General features: G+C 61.6%; 19 protein-coding genes. 9 read left to right on the top strand and 10 right to left on the bottom strand.

Features of this window, described 5'->3' with window-relative positions; genetic code table 11:
- Nucleotides 1–27: 27 nt before the first annotated feature.
- Together L2I41_RS21530 and L2I41_RS10430 are read right to left on the bottom strand one after the other, a co-directional pair.
- On the bottom strand, nucleotides 28–879 hold the full coding sequence (locus L2I41_RS21530; RefSeq protein ID WP_304610550.1) for a hypothetical protein: 852 nt from the start codon (nucleotides 877–879) through the stop codon (nucleotides 28–30).
- A 243-nt stretch (nucleotides 880–1122) separates the two neighbouring features.
- On the bottom strand, nucleotides 1123–2106 hold the full coding sequence (locus tag L2I41_RS10430) for a helix-turn-helix domain-containing protein (protein WP_237153491.1): 984 nt from the start codon (nucleotides 2104–2106) through the stop codon (nucleotides 1123–1125).
- A 326-nt stretch (nucleotides 2107–2432) separates the two neighbouring features.
- Here L2I41_RS10430 and L2I41_RS10425 point away from each other — a divergent pair, with 326 nt between their 5' ends.
- Entirely contained in the window at nucleotides 2433–3476 is a 1044-nt protein-coding gene (locus tag L2I41_RS10425; RefSeq protein ID WP_237153490.1) for an acyltransferase family protein, read from the top strand.
- A gap of 38 nt (nucleotides 3477–3514) precedes the next feature.
- Complete coding sequence (locus L2I41_RS10420) at nucleotides 3515–4162, top strand: SGNH/GDSL hydrolase family protein (RefSeq protein ID WP_237153489.1); 648 nt, start codon at nucleotides 3515–3517, stop codon at nucleotides 4160–4162.
- Nucleotides 4163–4165: 3 nt separating this feature from the next.
- Here the strand turns inward: L2I41_RS10420 and L2I41_RS10415 are convergent, their stop codons facing one another.
- From L2I41_RS10415 to L2I41_RS10405, 3 genes are all read right to left on the bottom strand, one after another.
- Nucleotides 4166–4885 (bottom strand): ABC transporter ATP-binding protein, encoded by a 720-nt coding sequence (locus L2I41_RS10415; RefSeq protein WP_237153488.1) that lies wholly within the window; start codon nucleotides 4883–4885, stop codon nucleotides 4166–4168.
- Nucleotides 4869–5606, bottom strand: a complete 738-nt coding sequence (locus L2I41_RS10410) for an ABC transporter permease (RefSeq protein ID WP_237153487.1) — start codon at nucleotides 5604–5606, stop codon at nucleotides 4869–4871. The genes L2I41_RS10415 and L2I41_RS10410 overlap by 17 nt, the downstream gene beginning before the upstream one ends.
- 120 nt (nucleotides 5607–5726) lie before the next feature.
- The gene (locus tag L2I41_RS10405; RefSeq protein WP_237153486.1) at nucleotides 5727–7310 is read right to left on the bottom strand and encodes a hypothetical protein; all 1584 of its coding nucleotides are present in this window, start codon (nucleotides 7308–7310) and stop codon (nucleotides 5727–5729) included.
- 325 nt (nucleotides 7311–7635) lie between these two features.
- On the opposite strand from L2I41_RS10405, the gene cysQ reads away from it, so the two are divergent.
- The 3 genes from cysQ to L2I41_RS10390 all read left to right on the top strand — a co-directional run bounded on the left by cysQ (nucleotide 7636) and on the right by L2I41_RS10390 (nucleotide 11514).
- The gene (gene cysQ / locus L2I41_RS10400; protein WP_237153485.1) at nucleotides 7636–8445 is read left to right on the top strand and encodes a 3'(2'),5'-bisphosphate nucleotidase CysQ; all 810 of its coding nucleotides are present in this window, start codon (nucleotides 7636–7638) and stop codon (nucleotides 8443–8445) included.
- 52 nt (nucleotides 8446–8497) lie between these two features.
- Nucleotides 8498–9658, top strand: coding sequence for an AGE family epimerase/isomerase (locus L2I41_RS10395; RefSeq protein WP_237153484.1), 1161 nt, complete (start codon nucleotides 8498–8500; stop codon nucleotides 9656–9658).
- A gap of 263 nt (nucleotides 9659–9921) precedes the next feature.
- Nucleotides 9922–11514 carry an AMP-binding protein gene (locus L2I41_RS10390; RefSeq protein ID WP_237153483.1) on the top strand — a complete coding sequence of 531 codons (1593 nt, stop codon included), beginning with the start codon at nucleotides 9922–9924 and terminating at the stop codon, nucleotides 11512–11514.
- 969 nt (nucleotides 11515–12483) lie between these two features.
- On the opposite strand, the gene L2I41_RS10385 is transcribed toward L2I41_RS10390, so the two are convergent.
- Nucleotides 12484–13290, bottom strand: coding sequence for an enoyl-CoA hydratase (locus L2I41_RS10385; RefSeq protein ID WP_237153482.1), 807 nt, complete (start codon nucleotides 13288–13290; stop codon nucleotides 12484–12486).
- Between the two features lie 172 nt (nucleotides 13291–13462).
- Between L2I41_RS10385 and cysE the strand changes: the two genes are divergently transcribed.
- Together cysE and L2I41_RS10375 are read left to right on the top strand one after the other, a co-directional pair.
- On the top strand, nucleotides 13463–14296 hold the full coding sequence (gene cysE / locus L2I41_RS10380) for a serine O-acetyltransferase (RefSeq protein ID WP_237153481.1): 834 nt from the start codon (nucleotides 13463–13465) through the stop codon (nucleotides 14294–14296).
- Nucleotides 14297–14599: 303 nt separating this feature from the next.
- Nucleotides 14600–14812, top strand: coding sequence for a DUF3126 family protein (locus L2I41_RS10375; RefSeq protein ID WP_237153480.1), 213 nt, complete (start codon nucleotides 14600–14602; stop codon nucleotides 14810–14812).
- Nucleotides 14813–14937: 125 nt separating this feature from the next.
- Here L2I41_RS10375 and L2I41_RS10370 read toward each other — a convergent pair whose 3' ends face one another.
- A complete protein-coding gene (locus L2I41_RS10370) occupies nucleotides 14938–15654 on the bottom strand; it encodes a hypothetical protein (RefSeq protein WP_237153479.1) in 717 nt (238 codons plus the stop codon).
- A 221-nt stretch (nucleotides 15655–15875) separates the two neighbouring features.
- Between L2I41_RS10370 and L2I41_RS10365 the strand changes: the two genes are divergently transcribed.
- Together L2I41_RS10365 and L2I41_RS10360 are read left to right on the top strand one after the other, a co-directional pair.
- On the top strand, nucleotides 15876–16205 hold the full coding sequence (locus tag L2I41_RS10365; RefSeq protein WP_237153478.1) for a DUF6949 family protein: 330 nt from the start codon (nucleotides 15876–15878) through the stop codon (nucleotides 16203–16205).
- Between the two features lie 341 nt (nucleotides 16206–16546).
- Nucleotides 16547–18598, top strand: a complete 2052-nt coding sequence (locus L2I41_RS10360; protein WP_237153477.1) for a putative bifunctional diguanylate cyclase/phosphodiesterase — start codon at nucleotides 16547–16549, stop codon at nucleotides 18596–18598.
- Nucleotides 18599–18918: 320 nt separating this feature from the next.
- Here the strand turns inward: L2I41_RS10360 and L2I41_RS10355 are convergent, their stop codons facing one another.
- The 3 genes from L2I41_RS10355 to L2I41_RS10345 all read right to left on the bottom strand — a co-directional run bounded on the left by L2I41_RS10355 (nucleotide 18919) and on the right by L2I41_RS10345 (nucleotide 21483).
- Nucleotides 18919–19521, bottom strand: coding sequence for a transglutaminase-like cysteine peptidase (locus tag L2I41_RS10355; protein WP_237153476.1), 603 nt, complete (start codon nucleotides 19519–19521; stop codon nucleotides 18919–18921).
- Between the two features lie 525 nt (nucleotides 19522–20046).
- Nucleotides 20047–20661, bottom strand: coding sequence for a PilZ domain-containing protein (locus L2I41_RS10350; RefSeq protein ID WP_237153475.1), 615 nt, complete (start codon nucleotides 20659–20661; stop codon nucleotides 20047–20049).
- A gap of 174 nt (nucleotides 20662–20835) precedes the next feature.
- A complete protein-coding gene (locus L2I41_RS10345) occupies nucleotides 20836–21483 on the bottom strand; it encodes a PAS domain-containing protein (RefSeq protein ID WP_237153474.1) in 648 nt (215 codons plus the stop codon).
- Between the last annotated feature and the right edge of the window lie 258 nt (nucleotides 21484–21741).

Below are 21741 nucleotides of genomic sequence, written 5' to 3'. Positions count from 1 at the left end.
CCCTCATCCCGTCAAGGTGGCTCCATGCTATTGTAAAATCCTGCAGCAGACCGAATGGGCTGTGGTGGTCTGGGTCGTATCCGTCTTGTTCCATGCGGCGCATTGTTGAGGGTAGTTGACGATTGCCACGTTGTAAGACGTCGTCGAGCAAAAGCTGGACACCAATGTGTAGTTGTTCGGGCAGCCGGGTGCCCAGAGCACTTGGTTTGCACCTGGAGCCTGGGTAAGGGTTGTCGGAGTGGGACTGGTGCAGGACAGGGCCAAGGTCTTGGTCGGGCCTTCCGGGCCTTGCGGTCCGGTTTCACCTGCAGGGCCCTGCGGCCCGGTGGCGCCTTGTGGGCCGGCTGGTCCCTGGTCTCCGGTCGCCCCTTGGGCTCCCGCTGGGCCTTGCGGTCCCGTTGCGCCAGTGTCGCCCTTGGCGGCCAGCTTTTCCCAGAAGGTGGTCGCCGTGCTGGGCAGGCGGTTGGTGTTGGCATCGGGATTGGCCTTGGCCCGCCAGGTCGAACCGGCATAGGTGACCACGTCATTCTCGGCGTAGACCTTGGACGAGGACCAGGAGCCCATGGCGTTGAGGCCCTTTGGACCGCAATAGGCCACCACGGCAGTCGCCGCCACTGCGTTGGAGGCCCCGAGCTTGAGCGTCACGATGCAGTTCTTCGGCAGATAGACCTTGGAGAAGCTGAACTTGCGCGTCGTGGCGTTGATGGTCGCCGTATAGGCGTCGTCCAGCTTGATCGTCGTATCCGTGGTCGAGGTGCCCTCGACGACCAGCTTGCCTTGGGAAATCTCTGATTTGGTGATCACGACCTTGGCGCTGGCTGGCACGACGGCAAGGCAGGTCGCAAAAAGAGAGAGGGCGAGAATGGGGTGAAGACGCATGGCAAGTCCTTGATCAAAATGGGCTCAGCCTGTGGTGCGGCACGGGTGCCGGGCGCAGTCTGTCGTCAGTAAAAGGAGAGCGGGCCAAAGGATTTGGGGTCGAGGTAGCGGAACAGGACGCAAGGCCGAACGCTCCGACGGTCGGCAGATGAGCCGAGCGTCGGGAAGAGTTCGTCCTTGGCAGTTAACAGCGCTAAGGGGTGTCGTGCGTCCCAAATCCGGTCAAAAGGACTCCGGATTTTGTCAATTTGACCACGCGGCCTTGTCCGGCCGCATGTCGGTCGGGTGCGTGTCAAAGCGGGCCTGGAAGGCGACGTAGAAGGCCGACAGGCTCAGAAAGCCGCAGTCGAGGGCTATGTCCAGGATCTTCCGGTGTGCATGACGCGGATCGGCGAGATGACTGGCGGCCAGATCGAGGCGCATGTTGCGGATCGAACGGGCGAGCGAGGTACCGTTCTGGGCGAAGAGGCGCCGGGTCGACGATGTGGAAAGCGCGAGATTGGCGGCGATCTCGTCTTCCGACAGGGCAGGATCAGTCAGCCGTGACCGGATGTACCGGATGGCCCTCTGATAGCGGGCCTGCGCCAGCGAGGCGCCCTCTTTGAGTTCGTCGACGGCCTTGGCGCTGGCGCCGATGGCCAGCGCTGCCAGATCGCACAGTTGCTCGCTGATCAAATCCGAGAGGGCGGCGTCGGGAACCTTGGCGAGGCCGAGGAGATTGCGGGCATGGCCCAGAAACAGCCCGACGCTGGGGGTGTCGGCGGTGAGGGTGCTGAGCGTCAGCAGGTCCTCGCTCGCGACCCTTTCCTTCAGCTTCTGCCGCGGCAGGGCGATGGCCGTGACATCACCGGTCTGACTGGACTTGCCAACCAACGTCTTGTCAGTTGCGTGTACAATCGCCTCCCCGGATGCCGCGACCGCATGTTTGCCACCTTGCGCGTAGCTCAGCGTGGCGCCCGCAGCGGGAACGGAGAAGATCACCAGATCGAGGCCTTGCTGGTTGGGCGACATCACGAAGTCCGACGCGCCATTGCGGAAGATCGTCGCACAGGCACCGGGTACGGAGATGTTGGCAAAGTCGCTTGGCGCATCGGTCGCGACACCATGGGCTATGGAGTAGCGGTGACCGATCATGTGCCCATAGGCATCGTAAAGATCGTTCAGGCCGCGAACATCGCCGCCCGTGCTAACCGTTGTGAGACTTCGAAATGGCAGGCTCACGTCCACTCTCCACGCAAAACTCTCTCAATGAAATCGACAGAAATATCCAGAGATCATCTTAGACGACCGGACGCTTCTTGCAAGACTTCGGGTCCGGCATGCGGATAATCGCGGGAGCCATCGGTTCCGGAGTGTCTCAGCACGTAATTTCGCCTGTTTTGCCCTGTCAAAGTTGCCCGCGACCCGGTCAGTTGCTAGTGGTTCGGCAAGTTGATGATCGGCATGGCGGCAGGGGCACCGTCAGGTCGAATAGGTTGAGATCCAGCTCTCGGGTGCCGCTGTGGCAGGCAATCGGTCGGGGCATGTGGCGCGCATGCGGGGAACAGGTCATCTTGAGTAGTGCAGTTACCATCGGACATGTTGTCGAAGCCTCCGCCACCCATGGCTCGTCCGAACTTGATCGCGTGGCCTATCTCGATGGCTGGCGCGGTCTTGCCATCCTCCTGGTCTTGCAGGGGCATTTCTTCATCGTCCAGGGTTGGCACTCGGGACGAATGGGCGTCGACGTGTTCTTCTGCCTGTCCGGCCTGCTGATGAGCCGCATCCTGTTCGTCAAGCGCGTGCCGCTCACCACCTTCTACAAGCGCCGCATATCCCGCATCATCCCGTCCTTCTTTCTGTTCCTGTTGGTGGTTTTCGGCGTGGCCGCCCTGATCGGTCAACCGGCCAGCCTTGGCGAGACGCTGTCGACGGCCTTGTTCCTGCGCTCCTATGTGCCGACGGATGAGCTGATTTTTGCAAGCCACTATCCCATCGGCCATCTGTGGTCGCTCAATGTGGAGGAGCACTCCTATGTGTTCCTGTCGCTGCTCACGCTCCTGCCGTTTCTGCGCGGTCGTGAAGGCTGGGTGCTGATCGGCGTCGGCACCGCCACGGCGGCGTTGCACTGGGCCTATTTCCTGATCCCGGCCATCGCGCCGCCCGGCGACTTCTGGGTGCGTTCGGAAGTGGCTTCTACCAATCTGCTGCTCGCCGCCGGCTATGCGCTGCTGAAAGACCGCATGGTCCCGCATGTTCGGCCGTGGATGCCGCTGGTATCCCTTGCGGCCGGATCGGCGCTCTACATCGGCAGCGTGTTTCCGTGGATGCTGACCATGACGGTCGCGCCCTATTTCTTCGCCTTCACGGTCAATCATCTCGCCGAAACGCCGGCCTGGTTCCGCCGTGCGCTGAGTTTCAATCCGCTGCGCCTGTTCGGCATTGCGTCCTTCTCGCTCTATCTGTGGCAACAGCCCTTCTATCAGTACAAGAAATACGTCTTTCCGCCCGATCCCGGCTACAAGGCCATCGTGCTCCTGGCGGTCATCGCCTTCAGTTTCTTCATCTTTTACGTCTATGAAAACAGGGTGCGCGCCTGGCTCAACCGCGTGTGGTGAAAGTCGAAGCTCAGGTCGCCAAAACTGAGGACACGACGATGAAGATCCATGCGAACAGCAAGCTCCTGATGATTGGCGACTCCATCACCGACTGGAGCCGGGCCAAACCGATCGGCGAAGCCCTGTTCGACTCCCTCGGCACCGGCTATGTCGGCCTGATCAATGCCCATCTCAACGCCGTGCATGCGAAAGCCCGGATTCGCGTGGTCAACATGGGCGTTTCGGGCGACACCGTGCGCGATCTCGAAGCCCGCTGGTCCACCGATGTGGAGGCGCTCAAGCCCGACTGGCTGTCGATCATGATCGGGGTCAACGATGTCTGGCGGCAGTTCGATGCGCGACTTCAGACGGAAAAGCACGTGCTGATCGGCGAATATGAGGAAACGCTCGAGCGGCTGATTGCCCGCACTCTGCCCTCGCTCAAGGGCCTCATCCTGATGACGCCCTATTTCGTCGAGCCCAACACCGCCGATCCCATGCGCATCCTGATCGATCAATATGGCGCTGTCGTCCGCAAGCTGGCGGACAAGCATGGGGCCATCTTCGTCGATACGCAGGCCGCCTTCGACGCGATCACCGGGGACATCCACCCCATGGGCATCGCCACCGATCGCATCCACCCGACACTGACCGGTCACACCATCCTCACCCGTGCCTTCCTGAAGGCGATCGACGCGGAGGGCTGAGCCTCACGCCACCAGTCCCGGCCAGTCGCGCACCATCTTCGTGCGCATCTCCTCGACAAAAGCCTCGGTCCTCTCCTCCTGCGGCAGGCCGATGCCAAGGTCGGCAACGACGCGGGCCGGGGAGGGCGCGAGCAGGATGATGCGGTCGGCAAGCTGAAGCGCTTCGCGAATGTTGTGGGTCACCAGGATCGCCGTGGTGTGGCGGCGCTTCCAGGCGGTCAGCACCATCTGTCTGAGGCGTAGCGCGGTGGTCTCGTCGAGCGAAGTGAAGGGCTCGTCCAGGATCAGCAGGTCCGGCGCGATGGCCAACGCCCGGGCGAGCGCCACCCGGCGTGCGAGGCCGAGGGAAAGTTCGGTCGGAAACTTGCGTTCCATGCCCGACAGGCCCAGCTCGTCGATCAGAGGCGTGAGATCGGCCGTGTCGGGCGCGTCGAGCACCAGGCGGATGTTGTCGATCACCGTGCGCCAGGGCAGGAGGCGTGGCTCCTGGAAGACGAAGCCGATGCGCGTGTCGGCGGGCAGCTTCACGCGGCCCTCGAAGTCGTGGTCAAGACCGGCGAGGATGCGCAGGGATGTGGTCTTGCCGCAGCCGGAGGGGCCGATCAATGCGGTGAAGCGGCCGCTGTCAAAGGCCAGCGACAGATCGCGGACGGCCTCCACCGTTCCGCCCTCGGCGCCCCGATAGGTCTTGCGGGCGATGTGCAGTTCAAGCGGTTCGGACACGCCAGCGGTTCGCCCGTCGTTCAAAAGGTTGCAGGATCAGCATCTCGGCGGCCAGCATAACCGCTACGAAGGAGATGGCATAGGCCAGGATCGACGCCATGTCGAACAGTTGGAAGAACATGTTGAGCTGAAAGCCGATGCCGTTGGATCGGCCCAGAAGTTCGACCACCAGCACGATCTTCCAAACGAGTGCGAGGCCCGAGCGGGCCGAGGCGGCGAAATAGGGCGTCAGCTGCGGCAGCACCACATGCGCCATGCGCTTGCGCCAGGACAGGCGGAAGGCGCGCGCCATCTGGTCGAGATCCGGGTCGAGCGCCCTGGCGCCCTCCCGCAAGGTCACCACCACATTGGGCAGCTTGTTGAGCGCCACGGCGCCGATGGCTGCGGCTTCGGTGAGGCCGAACCACATGTAGGCCATGATGATGATCACCAGCGCCGGCAGGTTCAAGAGCACCACCAGCCAGAGGTCGAGCGCTTCATTGACGGCGCGATGGCGGCCCATGGCGATGCCGATGGCCGATCCGAGGCTCATGGCCAGCAGGAATGCGGCACTGACGCGGGAGAGGGTGCAGAAGAGGTGCCAGGGCAGCCGCCCGGAGGTGATCTCGTCGCCCAATGCGGTTGCCACTTCCCAGGGGGCGGGCAGGGTGCGCGAGGGGGATATGGCAGCCACCAGACCCCACACGCCGATCAGAATCACTGCCGACAGGCCAGCTGTCACGGTTCGCCGCCCTGCGGCTGATCTCACTCCCATCGGCACGACAGTGTCCTCCTCGGAGCATTGTCGGATTGCCTGCGTGGCGGCGTCAATCGGTTTATCGGCGCCGAAGGGTCGCAGGCGTCATTGTTCGGTGATCATGAAACCACCGGTGGCCGCCTGTCGGTTGGCGATGCCGTCGGTGGCGAGAGCGCTGTAGGTGACAAGCGCATCGCCGGTCGCATTGCCGCGATGGATCATCAAGGTGACGTAAACGGTTTCACGCTCAGCAAGATTCAAGGTGAGCGGTGTGGTTGTTGTCGCGGCCTTGCAGACGCCCGAGGCATTTGACAGGCAATAGGCTTCCACTTGCCCGGCGGGCGTGCTGTTCGCTGCAACCGCGAACCTGTATTCGCCAGCGTAGCCGGCTCCGTTCACGATCTTGGCGGTGAGGCGCGAGGTCGCAAAGTCAGGCATGGCGAAGCGCAGCAGACCGTCGACATTCTTCGAGGTGACCGTCAGGGTGGCTGGCTCGCCCAGTTGCGGATAACCGGTCATCCGGGCCATGGGATCGGTGTTGAGGCTGATCGATCGATGGCCGCAGCGCAGCGACACGGCGCGTCCGGACATCCAGCCCGAGGTGACGACCTGAAAGTGCTTTGTGGTTCCTGCGGCGATGGCAAATGGCCGGTTCATGTCCACCCATTTGCCGTTGTCACCGAGCCGGTAGAACTTCGTCCCCACCAAGGCTTCGTCGGGTTCGAAACGACAGCCGGAGGCGTCAACTGTCGATGTGTTCGCCACGTCTGCGGACGAGAGGAAATGCAGGGTGGTGCGGAAGCCTTGCCCTGGCCGTGCAAACCGCACTGTAAGAGTGGGGCGGTCGGTCAGGTTGACCGCGACATGGCTGATTTCCACGGAACTCGACCCGATGGATGCCTTGGCGTTCACCTCTGATGCGGTGACGACGAGCTTGCCTTGCTTGGTCGTGTTGTCCGGAGCTTTCGATCCCTGGTCTGCGACCCGGAACCACGTGGCGGCCTTGGGTGCCAGCTTGATGGTCGCGGATGCCACGGCAATCCGATCGGCAAGATCGCCGACGTCCGGCTTGACGTCGACCTGTTTGCCATACCCGTTGACCACGAGCACTTCACGGTTTTCCGAGGTGCCATCCTCGATGATGGCCGACCGCCAGCGCAACATGGCAAGGCCGCCAGCACTTGCGATCCGGCGCAGCCCGATGTTGAAGTAGGGTCTGAACCCGCCGGCCTGGATGGCCGTGTCGATCTTGATGCGATAGGTGGTGCCGGCCGTCAGGTCGAGGACGAGGCTGACGGTTTCGCTATCCACGCCCTTCATGGTCGCTGCCGCCAGGCGCTTGAGGCTGGACGGCGTGTCGCCGGTGTAGGCGGCAATCTGGAACGGCGCCGCCTCGAGGTTGCCTGTTGTCAGCGCGATGACCGCACGCGTATCCGCCTTTGGCTTGTAGTTGTACCAGACCGATCGACCCGCAGACGTCGCCGAGATTGCCGGTTCGCCGATCTGCCGCGTGGCAAAGAGCAGCGAACCCAACGTCAGATACTCGTCGTCCGACAAGTCGGTCGGCGTTGCAAAGCTGTCATTGATCGGCCCGAAGGGTTGGGACTGAACGACATCGGCCATTGCGGCGCTCGGGAGAACCACAAGTGCCACCACCAGCATCATCCGGCGCAGCAAATCGAAAGGCATGGTCTCCACCCCGGCAGAATCAAGTCTATCTGGCGCAAGTCTGCAATCTGGGCTGGCAAGATGCAAACCAGAAACAAAGCGTCACAGATTTCCAGCAAGATACCCACCGAAAAGCTCGCCGATGGGGCACCGGTTCAACTGGCTCGCCCTATTGCTTTGACAGGCGGGTTGGCAGGTCGCCAACTTTCGAGACCTTGCTGCCGTCGAAATCTTGCGGTCGGCTGGACGACGGGCATGGGATTGCCGCGGGTTCGGGCTTCTTGCGTTGACAGGCAAGGCGATGGCTTGCCATAGAGCGACCAGTCTGCATTTTCCGGAAACCACCATGACCCTTGCTTCCCCGGCCCTACTCGACGGACTGATCCTTGCGGCCATCGAGGCCGGGCGGGAAATTCTCGACGTCTATGCCCAGCCGATCGCCGTCAGCCGCAAGGCGGATGCCTCGCCGGTCACCGAAGCGGATGAGCGAGCGGAGGCCGTCATTCTCGCCGCGCTCGCCAGGCTGGCGCCGGATGTGCCGGTGGTGGCCGAGGAAAGCGTGGCCGCGGGGCGCATTCCAGCAACCGGCGAGCGCTTCTTTCTGGTCGATCCACTGGATGGCACCAAGGAGTTCATCGCAGGTAATGGCGAGTTCACCGTCAACATCGGCCTGATCGAGCATGGGGTGCCGGTGATGGGCGTCGTCTATGCCCCAGCGCAGGGGCGTCTCTTCGCCGGCGGCCCGGATGGGGCTTGCACGGCCGAGGTGGTTGACGGGCGGGCCGGGCCGCGTCGCTCGATCGTGGTGCGCGCGCTGCCGCCTTCGGGCGTGACCGTGGTTGGATCGCGGTCGCATGGCTCCGACAGCATGGCGAGCTTCTTGCAAGCTTTTGCGGTAGAGCGTTTCATTTCGGCCGGGTCTTCGTTGAAATTCTGCCTGATCGCTGCCGGTGAGGCTGATTTCTATCCGCGCTTCGGTCGGACCATGGAATGGGACACGGCGGCCGGCGATGCTGTTTTGCGGGCCGCTGGTGGGCTGATGACGCGAACCGACGGGACGGCCTTCCTCTATGGCAAGCGCAATCAGGCCGAAGACTGCGATTTTGCCAATCCGCATTTTCTGGCGGCAGGGCACCCGAGCCTCATCCGAACTTGACGCGCGAGCGAAGCGAAGGTTGAGTGCCCCCGTCTTATTGAGGATCAAGAACATGAGTGCTGCTGAGGCTGTGAAGACCGTCTGTGATGAGATGATGACCTGGCTGCACCGCGAGGCGCTGCCGATCTGGTATGGCTTCGGCGTTGATCATGCTGGCGCAGGCTTTCATGAAGTGCTCGGACTGCGCTGCGAGATCGAGCCGCGCGCCCGCCGCACGCGCGTGACCTCGCGTCAAATCTTCAGCTTCGCGCTGGCCGGCCGGCTGGGCTGGTCGGGACCGTGGAAGAAGGCCGTTTCCGACGGTCTCGATTACTTCTTCGCGAAGTGCCTGTTGCCCGACGGTTCGATCCGCATGGTCACGGAAGCCGACGGCAGCCCGAAGGACGATACCTTCTCGCTCTATGATCAGGCCTTTGCGCTGTTCGCTCTTGCTGCTGCCGCGTCCGTTCTCGACGACCGCAGCCGTGTGGAAGCGGCGGCGGTCAAGCTGCGCGACCTGTTGATGACGCGCTACAAGCATCCGGTGGCCGGCTTCGAGGAGGCGAACCCGCGCAGCCTGCCGCTCAAGGCCAATCCGCACATGCACATGTTCGAGGCGTGCCTTGCCTGGGAAGAGGTCGGCGGCGACAAAGTCTGGTCGGAACTTGCCGACGAGATCGCCAACCTCTGCCTCACAAAGTTCATCGACAAGTCCGGCTGGCTGCGCGAGTTCTTCGACGGCGACTGGGTTGTGGCCGCCGGCGACGCCGGGCGCATCCTGGAACCCGGCCACCAGTATGAATGGGCCTGGCTCCTGGCGCGCTGGGGTGCGTCGCGCAAGCGCGACGACGCCATTGCTGCCGCGCGCAAGATGGTGGCGGAGACGGAGGTTCATGGCCTTAACCGTCCGCATGAAGTGGCGATCTTCGAGCTTTGGGACGATCTTTCGGTCAAGCAGGGCCATGCCCGTCTGTGGTCGCAGACCGAGCGCATGAAGGGCAACATCGCCCTGGCAGCCCTGACCGCCGACGACGCGGCGCGTGACGTTCATCTTATCGCCGTCGAGAAGGCGTCGCGGGCGCTGATGGGCTTCTTCGAGGTCGATACGCCAGGCCTCTGGCGCGATCGTATGAACGCGGATGGCTCTTTCGTGGTCGAGCCGGCACCTGCCTCGACCTTCTATCACATCATCTGCGCGATCGACGAAATCAGGAAGTATGTCGTAACGCATTGATGGTGCAGGATGTTCGACCTGTTTCCCGAGACTACGGATGGGGCGGCGCTTGCCGCCCCTTTTGCCAGGCGAAGGGGCGATCTCGTCGATCGGTTCTGCGGGGAGTTTGACAAAGAGAGTCCGGTGGATCTTGCAAGTGCTTGATCTTTCGGGGCTTGCGTTGAAGTGATAGCAAGTTCACCCTTGGAAACGTGGCGGCCGCAAAGTGATCCGAGGACAAGCCCTCAAAGAGATCGCAAGGCAGCAGGGGCAGGAAGCAGAGCATGAGCGGAACGATTGGCGACAGGGTGTATGGCGTCCCGCCGGAGAAGACCGATCTCGATCGGCGGCTCTACCAGCGCAGTCTGTTCGACGCCTTCATCGACAGCCTCGATGTCAATCCAGATGCCCCGGCCATTGAGGATCAGCAAAGGGAGCCCATCAGCCGCCGTCGTCTGATGCTGGCGTCCTGCGTCCTCGGACGTCGCCTGGCGGCCTTGACGCGCAAGGGCGAGAATGTCGGCGTCATGCTGCCGAATGTGAACGGCGTTGCCGTCACCCTGTTCGCGCTCACCGCCTACGGCCGCACGCCGGCCCTCATCAACTTCTCGGCCGGCTACAAGAACATTGAAGCGGCCGTGATCGTGGCCGGCATCAAGACGGTGGTCACCTCCGAGCTCTTCATCAAGACGCTGAAGCTTGAGGAACTGGTTGAACGGCTGTCGGAGAAGGTGCGCATCGTCTACCTTGAGAAGGTGCGCAAGGAGCTGACGCTTGTCGACAAGGTGATCGGCGCTGCCTATGCAAAACTGCCGCGCGTCTTCCATGGTCTCTATCGTCGCAAGCCCGACGATGTCGCCGCGGTTCTGTTCACTTCGGGAACCGAAGGCCTGCCGAAAGGCGTGGCCCTGTCGAGTGCCAACCTGCTGGCCAATATCGGTCAGGTGACGCATCTCTATACCTTCGTGCCCGGCGACGTGATGTTCAACGCGCTGCCGGTGTTTCATTCCTACGGCCTGACGGCAGGCCTGCTGCTGCCGCTGATCGCCAACTTCAGAAGCTTCCTCTATCCCTCGCCGCTTCACTACAAGCAGATCCCGGCTCTGGTCCGCGAGACGGGGTCGTCCGTCCTGATCGCCACCGACACCTTTGCCGGCGGCTGGGCGCGGTCGGCGGAGGACGAGGATTTCAAGGGCGTCAAGCTGACCATTCTCGGTGCCGAGCGGGTCAAGGATCAGACGCGCGCGCTCTGGATGGATCGCTTCGGCGTGGTGCTGAACGAAGGCTATGGCGCCACCGAATGTGCGCCCGTGGTCTGCTGCAATTATCCGGGAGCCTTCAAGCCTGGTTCGGTCGGTTGCCTGCTGCCGGGCATGGAAGCGCGCCTTGAGCCGATCCAGGGGCTCGACGACGGCGGGCGACTGTTCCTGCGCGGGCCGAATGTGATGATCGGCTATTTCAAGGCCGATCAGCCCGGCGTGCTGCAACGGGGCGAGCCGGGCGGGTGGTATGACACCGGCGACATCGCCGTGATCGACGAACAAGGTTTCCTGTTCATCCGCGGGCGCGCCAAGCGCTTTGCCAAGATCGGCGGCGAGATGGTGTCGCTTGCGGCCGTGGAGGCCTATGCGGCGGCGCTGTGGCCGGAGACGTCCCACGCGGTGGTCAGCGTGCCCGATGCCCGCAAGGGCGAAGCTCTGGTGCTTGTGACGGACAGTGGTGAGGCGTCGGTGGATGCCCTGCTGGCCTACGCCCAGGCCCATGGTGTGCCCGAACTCAGCATCCCCCGCAAGATCGTCAAGACCTACAGCTTGCCGGTGCTTGGCACAGGCAAGATGGATCTCGTCGCCATCGAACTGATGGCCCGCTCAACCTGAGCCCGTTTCCATCTTTGTATTGACCTGCGACTGACCTGATCGCGCCATGGCGCTTGCCGGGCAGGTGAGGCCCTGTGTCAAGACGCCCGTGCGCCCTCGATCAAATCCGCTGCGACAAGATCCACGCACCATCGCCCCCGCGGCCAGTCATTTCACAGCGTATCCGGTTCGCGCCGGCGGATTCATTTTCTCAGCAAGGCGGGAAAGATAAAGGTTCAGAATGGCCTAAGCGATTGAACGGATTCAGTTTCTGATCCGGATTCAAGCTTTGTTATCCATTGCATGAGACTCTTAAAGCGGGTGAGGATTCCGTTCGCTCAACCCTTCCGGTTGACTATCGGGATTACGTAACACATTAACAGTCGATAAAAATATATGGTTATCATATAGTTAAAGGTAAATCTTAAAGCCTGAAGGCAGGTCGGGCTTGCGCGGCTGCCTGAATTTGTCGATGTGCTTTAAGAGAATCTAGGAAAATCAATAAAAACAATGTTTTGTGTCGAAATCCTTGCTCTTTGCGCTCATGCCTCCTCAAGCGTCGAACGCAACACCTGAAGTCAGGCATTGCCGTCGCCTACGCAGAGAACAGCGCTTTTGTGACTTTCGCCGTCAGCCTGTTAAAGCCCAAACCGCAGTTTCCCTGCGGATCAGGCACGTTTTTTCTGGCCGATTTGCTTCGGCCTTGAGGCAGAGAGAATCAAAATCCGACTGCTCAGGCAAGCCTAAATTGGAGTCATTTCCGTAAGTTGGCGCTGGGTGCTGATGCCTCTTTTGGAGTCACTCGACCGGCGCTTCGAAGCCTTGTGCATAACGAGGCAAAGGGCTGACCGGGCAGATGAATCTCTCGTTGCTGCCGTCAGGTTCGCACCGCCCTGCGTGTGACCGAGACGACGACGGTCTCAGCGCGGCCGGCCTCATGTCATTCGAGCACCTCAGCGTGAGGCGGCAAAGCCGGCGTCACTCCAGGCACTAGCGGCTCGTGAACGTCGGCTGGCGCTTCTCCCGGAAGGCGGCGCGCCCCTCCTTGTAATCGTCGCTCGAGAAGCAGCGGGCTGCATCGCGCAGCGCCTGTTCGCGCAGGTTCCGAGCGTCCGGCTCCAGGGCCAGGCGAACCGCGGACTTGACGGCGCGCTGGGTGAGCGGCGCGAGAGCGGTGATCTCGGCGATGCTGGCGGCGATGCTCGCCTCGAAACCTTCGAGCGGTATCAGGCGGTCGATCAGGCCGAGCCGGTGAGCCTCCGCGGCATCGAGGCGTCTTGCCGTATAGAAGAGATCGCGCGTTGGGGAAGGGCCGATCAGATGCACGATGTCGGCCACCGCGTCGACCGGATAGGCAAGAGCCAGACGTGCGGCGGGAATGGAGAAGACGCTGTCGTCGGAGGCAAAGCGCAAGTCGCAAGCGGCGGCCAGGCCGATGCCGCCACCCATGCAGAAGCGCCGGATGACAGCGACGGTTGGTTTGGCGGCCTTGCGCAAGGCGCTGAAGGCGTCGGCGTTGGCCGCCTCGTATGCGATCGATACGGCTTCGTCGGAGCGGACGATATCGAACTCGGAGATGTCAGCGCCAGAGGCAAAGGAAGCCCCGGCGGCGCCGGACACTGCGATCAGCCGGACTGAGTCATCGGCATCCAGCGCGGCGACTGCCTGGGGTATCGCCTGCCACATGGCGAACGTCAGGGCGTTATGCCGTGCCGGATTGTCGATCAGAAGCCAGCCGACACTATCGCGAATTTCCACGCGAATGGACGGGGTGGAAAGGCAATCAATTTCAGCCATTGATGGGTCCCTGAAATAAAGTCATCGACCCCGGACTTTTCCTGAGGCGCATGAACCACTATCCTATGGCACAACAGTGGACGACCTCACCCACGCTTTTGGTCGAGAGTGAGGTGTTCGCGCCGGCAAATGACGTCCGCGTGGCGTGTCGAAATGAGATTGGAGTGTCACGATGAGCAGCTTGGCATCGGCGCGAGGCCGGCATACGGAGGCGCTTGATCCGGTTTGGGCGCGGCTGCGCCTCGAAGCCTCCGCCGCCGTCGATGGCGAGCCGGCGCTCGGCAGTTTCCTGCACATGACCATTCTCGATCAGGTGCGCCTGGAAGACGCCGTCATTCAGCGCGTGGCAGATCGGTTGGGCAACACCACGGTGCTGCCGACCATGATCGCGCAAGCCTATCAGGAAGCGGTAGCCGATGATCCTTCGATCTGCGAGGCTTTCCGCTCCGACATCATGGCGGTCTATGATCGCGATCCCGCCTGCGACCGCCTGATCGAGCCGCTGCTCTATTTCAAGGGCTTCCATGCCATCCAGGCTTACCGCCTGTCGCATTGGCTCTGGACGCGCAAGCGGCGCGATTTCGCGCTCTACATCCAGAGCCGCTCGTCGGAAGTGTTCCAGACCGACATCAACCCCGGCGCCAAGCTCGGGCGTGGGCTGTTCTTCGATCATGCTACCGGCATCGTCATCGGTGAGACGGCCGTGGTCGACGACGATGTGTCGATCCTGCAGGATGTGACGCTGGGCGGCACCGGCAAGGAGACCGGCGATCGTCACCCGAAGATTCGGGCGGGCGTGTTGATCGGTGCCGGCGCCAAGATCCTCGGCAACATCGAGGTCGGCAGCTGCTCGCGTGTCGCCGCCGGTTCGGTGGTGCTGAAGCCGGTGCCGCGGTGCACCACCGTTGCCGGGGTTCCCGCCAAGGTGATCGGCGAGGCCGGGTGCGCCGAGCCGTCGCACAGCATGGAGCAGCGTCTGCCTGAATTTGGCGGCGAAGCGATCTGAGTGCTGTCTGCCGTCTTGCTTCATCCTCTCTGGCGGGACGCATAATACCAAGTGGCATTGGAAATGACTCTTGGTATTCCGCTTTCGAATTTCTCACGCTTCTGACGCAAATGAGAAATTCGAAATGTCTTCATTGAGCCGATGCGTCAGCATCTGGGCGAAATGGCATAACTTCGGTGCATATGCGAGCGCCTGGGTTTTTTTGTGGGGCGGAGCGTGTATGAAGGGGCTGGGGCCGGGGTACCTCCTGCGGCGCAGTCCCTTGCGCCCGTTGCCGGCCACTACATTTTCTGGAGATACAAGTTGACGAAAGACGAACTCGCCAAGATCGAAAAATTCCTGCGCAAGACCCTCGCGTCGCCGACCATTTCGGTTCGGACGCGGCCGAGGAAGTCGGACTCGGCGGAAGTCTACGTCGGCGAAGAGTTCATCGGCGTGGTCTATGAAGACGACGAGGATGACGAGAAGTCCTACAATTTCCAGATGGCCATTCTCGGCATGGATCTCGAAGGCTGATCAAACAGAGCGCGTGCCGGTCTCCGGCGCGCGTTTTTCTTGAGAGGTGCTGAGAGGGATTGGCGCAGGGGCGTGCGCTCCGATCTCAGGCGCCCCTGCACACACAGCCTGCGCGGTCGCCTTTGTCAGGCGGTGACGCCGAAGCTCAGCAGCAGCACGCGAATGCCGCTCTTGATGCCGGCCCAGTTCCCCAGCATGCCCTTGCGGAAGCGGATCAGGACAGACAGGTCGTCACCGGCGTGGATCTCGGTGAGGCAAGAGGCGGGATAGCCTGAGCTGTCCGGTGCCGTGCAATGGGTGGTGAAGGGGTCGGTGGAGCCGGCTTCGAAGTAGACCTCTTCGCCTTCGAGCCCGGACTCGGCGCTCATGCGATGGCCGATCAGGCCGGCTGGTGCGGGAATGGCGCCGTCCTGGAAGAAGTGCTGGTAGACGTTGATCAGGCGCCCGGCGCTGTCGGTCAGGGTATCGCGGACGCGGACGGTGACATAGACGATGGGGGCATCCGGCCCGGTGTCCATGTAGTCGCTGCGGAAGGCGGGTTGATAGCCGGCCATCTCGGGCCAATGGACGGCAAGATCCACGTGGTCATGCGGCCCGACGTTGCGCTGGTTGTCGAAGCGGAACATGTTGGCGGGAACCGACAGGCGCTGCTGGCCGATGAACAGGGTTACGGGCGAGGCATCCGTGGTTCGGCCGTCCAGCTCTCCAAGGTCGTTGGCCCATCCGAGGATCAGGTTGCCGAGGAGGGCAAAGCCGGCAAGGGCAACGCAGGTGGTGATACCGCGCAACAGCCAAGCCGATGCACTCGCCCGGCGCTGCGGTCGGCGGCGGCGTGTCTGCATCAGGTCATGGTCCTGATATGCCGCGTAATGGGTCACACCCAACTCCCGAAATGAAACAGTCCCGAGGCTCGATTGTCCTCGTGGCCTGGAAAATCTGGGAGACTGCGCGGAAAATCGCCAATATCAGGTCCAGATCGCTGCTGGCCCGCCATTTGCGACTCGCTTGCCGAAACAGTCCTTAATGTTTCATTTCGGATTTGGGTTAATTCGGGGTTAAAGATATGTCTCAGGATCTGGTGCTGGCCAGTTTTTCGATTGCCATCGGCTTCGTGCTCGCGGGCATTCTGTCCTCGGGTTATCAGCTGTTCACGACCGAACCGGCGCGCTTCGAGCTGAAGGGCGACTCCATGCTGATGGGTATTGCCCAGACGTTCCTCATCATGTTTGCCGGTCCGGCAATCCTGATGCGGAACGCCATTCGTGGCCGTGTCATCGAACATCGCCCGGTTGGCTGGCTGTTTGCATCCACAGCGATTGCAGGTGCCTGGAGCCTGTGCTCGGGCGTGATGCTGTTGCCGTTCTTTGTGGTGCTGGCGCAAACGTTCCAGTAAGACCTTGTTGCCCGCCCCATTTCCCGATGGGGCGACCACGTCAAGTGTTATGTCGTACAGGCTGCCACATCAGGTTGAGGTGGCCAGTTGTCCGTTTGATTAGCTTTGAGATATATTTATTTTGACGCACTCAATTCACGAATTGAAGCGTGATTGGGAATTTGTCTCTTTTATGGCCTCCTTTTGATCAAGCCGAAGAATTAGAAACGTTTCCGCAACCTGTCTTTGCCAGGATCGCTCTTGCGCAGCAATGATTTGCGCCAAGAGATAAACGCCTTTCGAAAGGTTCGGTCATAGTCGCCGAACTTGAGGGCGGTTGAGCAAAGGCCGGATGGTTCCTGATGAAACTATTGCGTCGTCTGCATCTGCAGACCATCGCCAAGGCAAAATACTTGCGAACGACGGCCCCGATCGCGCTTTGTTTGGGTTTGATCGTCTTTGCCGAGAATACGGCGATTGACGCCTACAACACGGTTCAAAGCATCGAGAGTTCCCGACCCAGTTTGAGTTTCGCTGCCAATCGCTGGGTCATCGAGAAGCTGAAGTCGCTCGGCGGGATGGAGTCGCTCTTCGACATCGGGGGGCACAAGTCGCTGTCGACAACCGACTTGGCCATGCTTGCGAGCTACATCAAGAATCTCCTGCCTCTCGTTCACAATGTCTCCGATCTCGAGGGTGGGGCTGAGTCCCCTTTTGGGGTCTACACCAGCCAGATTCAGGAACTTGGCAATGGTGTGATCGCCGCAATGGCCACGGGGGACATCACGGACGCGGGCTTCAGGCAGGCACTCACCCATGACCTCACGCGCTTGAAGACCTTGTTCGAGCGGATGAACGAGGAGCTCAATGTTCAGAGCGCGGTGCTGATTGACATGCAAGGCAAGGCGCTGGACGCCAGCCGACATGCCTTGCTCAAGCTGTTCATCTCCCTGCTTGGCGCTGTTGCGTCGATGCTCATGCTCCTGGGGCTGAACAGCAAGTCGAGGCGCGAAGCCGAGTTCCAGGCAAGTCACGACGCGACGACCGGGCTCCTGAACCGTCAGGGCTTTGAAAAATGGATCGACAGCTACGAGCGCAGCAGCGACCGTCTGCCGTTGGCCTTGGTTGTTCTCGACGTCGATGATTTCAAGGAGGTCAACGACGAGTTCGGGCACATGGCCGGCGACACCGTGCTACGGGCGTTCGTCCGGCAGCTGACGGCCAACTTCGGTCCGAACTCCCACGTTGCACGCTGGGGCGGTGACGAGTTCGTCGTCGCGCTGCCGATCGACGGGTTCTTCGATGCCGGCGCGGTCACCATGTTGCGCTCGGCGTTCACCCAGCTCAACACGTCGGTTCAGTTCGGCACCACCGAGATCGTGGTCCGCTGCTCGGCCGGCGCGGCCTTCTGCCCATCCGATGCGACGACGGTGCGCGAAGCGCTGCAATTTGCCGACCTTGCCCTCTACAAGGCCAAGCGGCAAGGGGCCGGGCGGCTGCAGTTCTACGACGCGGAGATCCGGCAGGAACGGCAGCGCGTGCTGACGATCCGCGATCGTCTGCGCAATGCTCTCAAGGATGGCCAGTTGCAGCTGCATTGGCAGCCGCAGGTGAATGTCGCCTATCCGCATGTTCCCTCGGCCGAAGCGCTGTTGCGTTGGTATGATCGCGAGACGGGGGCCATGGTGCCGCCGGCGCTGTTCATCCCGGCCGCCGAGACCAGCGAACTCATTCTCGAAATCGACAACTTCGTGCTCGATCAGGCCATCCGCACGGCGGCCGCTTGGTCCAAGAAATGGCAGCACCCGCCGACCGTGGCGGTCAACGTCTCGGCCATGCACTTCCAGCAGCGGGAGTTCGTGTCGCAGGTGCGCGATCTCCTCAGGCTGCACAATCTCCATCCTCATCGGCTGGAGCTTGAGATCACCGAGGGCGTCATCCTCGGCGATGATGCCGTCGTCTCGCGCAATCTCGAAGGCCTGGAGCAGCTCGGGGTCCGACTGGCGCTCGACGATTTCGGGACCGGCTATAGCAACATCGCCTATCTGTCGCATCTCAAGCCGGATCGTCTCAAGATTGATCAGACCTTCGTTCGGCGCATCGGTCACGACAAGCAGATGAAGTCACTGGTCTCCGCCATCATCGGTATTGGGCGCGCCATCGATTGCGATGTTGTTGCCGAGGGTGTCGAGACGGCCGAGCAGCTGGCGGAAGTCAAATCGCTCGGCTGCAATCTGGTGCAGGGCTATTATTTCGCCAAGCCCATGCCGGCGGACGCCTTTGAAGCCTGGCGCGATGCCAATTATCCCGACGAGCAGGCGGCGGTTCAGCAGTTGCGGCAGATCGGCGACCGCATGGCGTCGTCCATGCCCGGCGTCAAGTCTGAGCCCTTGTTGGCAGCCGCTGGCATCTGACTGCGTGTCTTTGGGGCAAGCCCGGTGTCTTCTCTCTGCGGTTGGTCTGCGTACCTGTCGCGAGATTGGATGCCTCCCGAACCGAAGGTCAGCGCTTCCGTCGGTCTGCGCATGACGCACATCGCCAGTCCCTCATCCCGAACCCGTCCCATTTCAGGCCGTCACAGCGTCATGAGCTGTAACGACTAGTAAAGTCTCTGGCCTGCAGGCACCTGCGCCTGATGCCGTCAGCACTCGGCCGTCCGTCTTCCATGGACAGCAAAAAGCCGGTGCTGGGGTTCCCGGCACCGGCAAAGTCCATGGCTGTTCCAACGCGTTGATCAGTTGACCGAGCCCACAAGGGAGGTCCGTGCATCCTGGATCAGGTCCCAGCTGTTGGGGTTCGCAGGGGACTGTCGCTTCAGGTAGGAATAGGGCGTATCGGCCCAAACGAGGATCTGGTCGGTCTTGTTGTCCAGCACCACGTCACCGCGGTCAGTCCGGACCGTCAGGACCGCATGGCCGTCGCCGGCCTCATCGCGGACAACCGTGATCAGCAAGGCGCTCTCCGGCCAGCCGACGTTCACCAGTTCGCGCCGCTTTTCCAGGACATAGTCCTCGCAGTCACCGGCGACCTTGGGATATTCCCAGCGCTCGATGACGCCATAGATCTGCATGTCCGTGGCCGGCATGACGGCCGCGTTGACGCCGGAGTTGACCTGCGACAACTGAGTCCATGAGTTTGTGTCCAGACGAACGATCTGGTTGGGGCGCACGTAGGGGCGGCAATCGTCAGGATGAACTCCGCAGAACTGGATATATCCAATCGGCGGCGGCGTGGTTCCCTTGATCTCCATCATTTTCTGGGTAGCAAATGCTTCGCTGCTGCCCATGACGATCAAGCTAAATAGCGTTATATTCTTAAGCGTCGCGATCTTGAACATCGTCGTGACGTCTCCCTGTTGTTGCTAGGGAGATTGACACAATGATTTTGAGGTCGCGTGAAATCAGGAATTCAAACTTTCAGTGCCGAAATAATCTCTGATTAACTTTGTATTGGTTTCGGATAACCTAATTTTTACTATGGGCCAATACGCCTTGTTGAGGTGGCGTTTACCGTCGGCGTCAGGTGAGTTCGTGAATGTTTACCGTTCAATGCGGTGTCGCTCCCTGCGTCGGGGCGGCACAGGGACCGGAAAGCAGCGACTTTTCGGCAGAGACGGCCATGCCCCGGTGCTGGGCGCGAATATTAACGGCGAAGGGGAAATAGCCGGGGCAGGGCTCTTAATGCCATGGCAACGGTTGGGCTGCGGCTTGCGCCCTCGACGCCTAAAATCCTTTGCAATGCCTACGAAGCGTCGGAAATTGCAGGAGAAATTACGGCATTGCTTTGGCTGAAATGGCCGCAGAGTCAATGGCGGGTAAATGCGGGCCGTGATGGGCTCGCATCAGGTCGCCGCCATCGCGCGTCAAAGGTTGTTGTTGATCATGTCTTCCGACTGCAGCATCGCGAATTCAACGGCGATGCCTTCGGGGAAGTGGCGCACCACACGGGCCCGCATGCGGCCGATGGTGATCGGCGAGCCAAGCGGCGGGCGGACGTCGGTCGCAAGAGCGGCGCCGGAGAGCGACACGTCGATGATCTTGCAGCGGACTTCCTTGCCGTCGGGCATGACAACGTCGGAGAACGGCCGGCGCGGCGTGATGCGCTCGTGGCGGCGGTCTTCGGGAAGATTGAGTACGTCGCGGTTGGCAAGCCAGGTCAGCTGCGCGGCGAGCTTTTCGCGTTTGCCGGCGGTCGCGTTGACCGTCATGGCAAAGCCGCCTTCAAGATGGCGTGTGATCTCCCCCTCGATGCGACCGACGTGGTCGATATAGGCGACCACACGTTCACCGAGTTCCCCGGATACCGGCGTCATCAGCGCGGCACCGCCTGGCGACATGTCCAGGACCTGGCAAGGATACTCATTTCGATTGGACAGCATGAAGCGGCCGAGCACGTTGATCTTCACGCGCTGAAACCGGCGTCTCTCCGGTTTAGGCATCTTTCGCGTGGCGCGATCGGGATCAGCGAGGGTCGCCATTGTGACGTCCATTGAAACGGGAGAATAGCCTCCGGTGTGAAATGGAGCCTAGGCGTTCCTTGCTTAATATTGGGTGTATGTTGCGACCTAGTTTTTATACACTTATGCAAAGACCGCCACTCGCGTTGCGTGTGGCGGTCTGCTGGCATTGAGATGTGGCTTGCCGGGCGGGATTCACTCCCGGCGGCCGCCATCGATGACCCGAAGATGCCCAACCGGGCGTCCCGGGGCGTGGCCGAAAGTGCGCCCGGTGCCCGTCCTGAGGGCAGGGGGCTCCTGGCTGGGGCTTGCCGGCGCCTGATCGCCGCGCAGCAGGAAGGACGGCTTTTCGTCCGGCCAGATCAGGCGCAGGCTCTGGATGGGCTGGCGGATCACGGGCAGCATTCCGAGCCAGTAGGGCTGGTCCATCGGGGCAAAGCAGCCGAGGATCCGGGTATGCCCCGGACCGTCATGCTGCAGCGGCAGCAGCATCATTTCGACCGGCATGATCTGGCCGCGCTCATTCTGCGCGTTCAGGCCGATGACGGCAGCAGCGCCGTCTTCGACGATCGCGGCGAGCAGGCAAGCCACGGACTCCCGATCCTTGCCGGACCAGAAGTCCAGGAGGTTGCGTCCCTTGAGTTCACGGCAGTAGGCCGCGCAGAGGCGCGTACCGGCGAGCCTGAAATTGTAGACGTTGCGATCGGCCGCCTCGAGGATGAAGGTGTCGCCGAGGATGCTGCGGATTTCGCCGGGCTCGACCTCGTGCCGTCCCGGTGCGGTACGGTGCCCGCGCAGGCGGGTCCAATATTCGTACAGCGAGCGTGTGACGGCGTGTTTCATGTCGGTCCCCAGTTGCCGCCGATTCCAGGGTATCCCGGTCCGGCTCAGCCTGATCCCTTGTCATTTTGAGACAGATCGGGCTGTGGTGTCGTTGTTCCGACATAGGTCTTGCAGGGCGCGTGCCAGTGCTAACCAATTGTTAATTGTTGCAGGGGGTGGCTAACCGGGGCTGCGCGAGTTAAGGTTAATAACGGCTTGCGCTTGCTAACGAACGATGATTTCCGCATAGTTTCTCTCAAGTTCTGGCTCTGAACTTGA

Source organism: Oryzibacter oryziterrae, from assembly GCF_021864535.1.
GTDB lineage: Bacteria > Pseudomonadota > Alphaproteobacteria > Rhizobiales > Pleomorphomonadaceae > Pleomorphomonas > Pleomorphomonas oryziterrae.
This window is presented reverse-complemented; position numbering and strand designations above follow the sequence as displayed.

Bases quoted from the DNA above. Each gene is read 5' to 3' on its own strand.
- L2I41_RS21530 (WP_304610550.1), bottom strand. From the start codon at position 879: ATGCGTCTTCACCCCATTCTCGCCCTCTCTCTTTTTGCGACCTGCCTT.
- L2I41_RS10420 (WP_237153489.1), top strand. From the start codon at position 3,515: ATGAAGATCCATGCGAACAGCAAGCTCCTGATGATTGGCGACTCCATC.
- L2I41_RS10405 (WP_237153486.1), bottom strand. From the start codon at position 7,310: ATGCCTTTCGATTTGCTGCGCCGGATGATGCTGGTGGTGGCACTTGTG.
- cysQ (WP_237153485.1), top strand. From the start codon at position 7,636: ATGACCCTTGCTTCCCCGGCCCTACTCGACGGACTGATCCTTGCGGCC.
- L2I41_RS10395 (WP_237153484.1), top strand. From the start codon at position 8,498: ATGAGTGCTGCTGAGGCTGTGAAGACCGTCTGTGATGAGATGATGACC.
- L2I41_RS10390 (WP_237153483.1), top strand. From the start codon at position 9,922: ATGAGCGGAACGATTGGCGACAGGGTGTATGGCGTCCCGCCGGAGAAG.
- L2I41_RS10385 (WP_237153482.1), bottom strand. From the start codon at position 13,290: ATGGCTGAAATTGATTGCCTTTCCACCCCGTCCATTCGCGTGGAAATT.
- cysE (WP_237153481.1), top strand. From the start codon at position 13,463: ATGAGCAGCTTGGCATCGGCGCGAGGCCGGCATACGGAGGCGCTTGAT.
- L2I41_RS10370 (WP_237153479.1), bottom strand. From the start codon at position 15,654: ATGCAGACACGCCGCCGCCGACCGCAGCGCCGGGCGAGTGCATCGGCT.
- L2I41_RS10365 (WP_237153478.1), top strand. From the start codon at position 15,876: ATGTCTCAGGATCTGGTGCTGGCCAGTTTTTCGATTGCCATCGGCTTC.
- L2I41_RS10360 (WP_237153477.1), top strand. From the start codon at position 16,547: ATGAAACTATTGCGTCGTCTGCATCTGCAGACCATCGCCAAGGCAAAA.
- L2I41_RS10355 (WP_237153476.1), bottom strand. From the start codon at position 19,521: ATGTTCAAGATCGCGACGCTTAAGAATATAACGCTATTTAGCTTGATC.
- L2I41_RS10350 (WP_237153475.1), bottom strand. From the start codon at position 20,661: ATGGCGACCCTCGCTGATCCCGATCGCGCCACGCGAAAGATGCCTAAA.
- L2I41_RS10345 (WP_237153474.1), bottom strand. From the start codon at position 21,483: ATGAAACACGCCGTCACACGCTCGCTGTACGAATATTGGACCCGCCTG.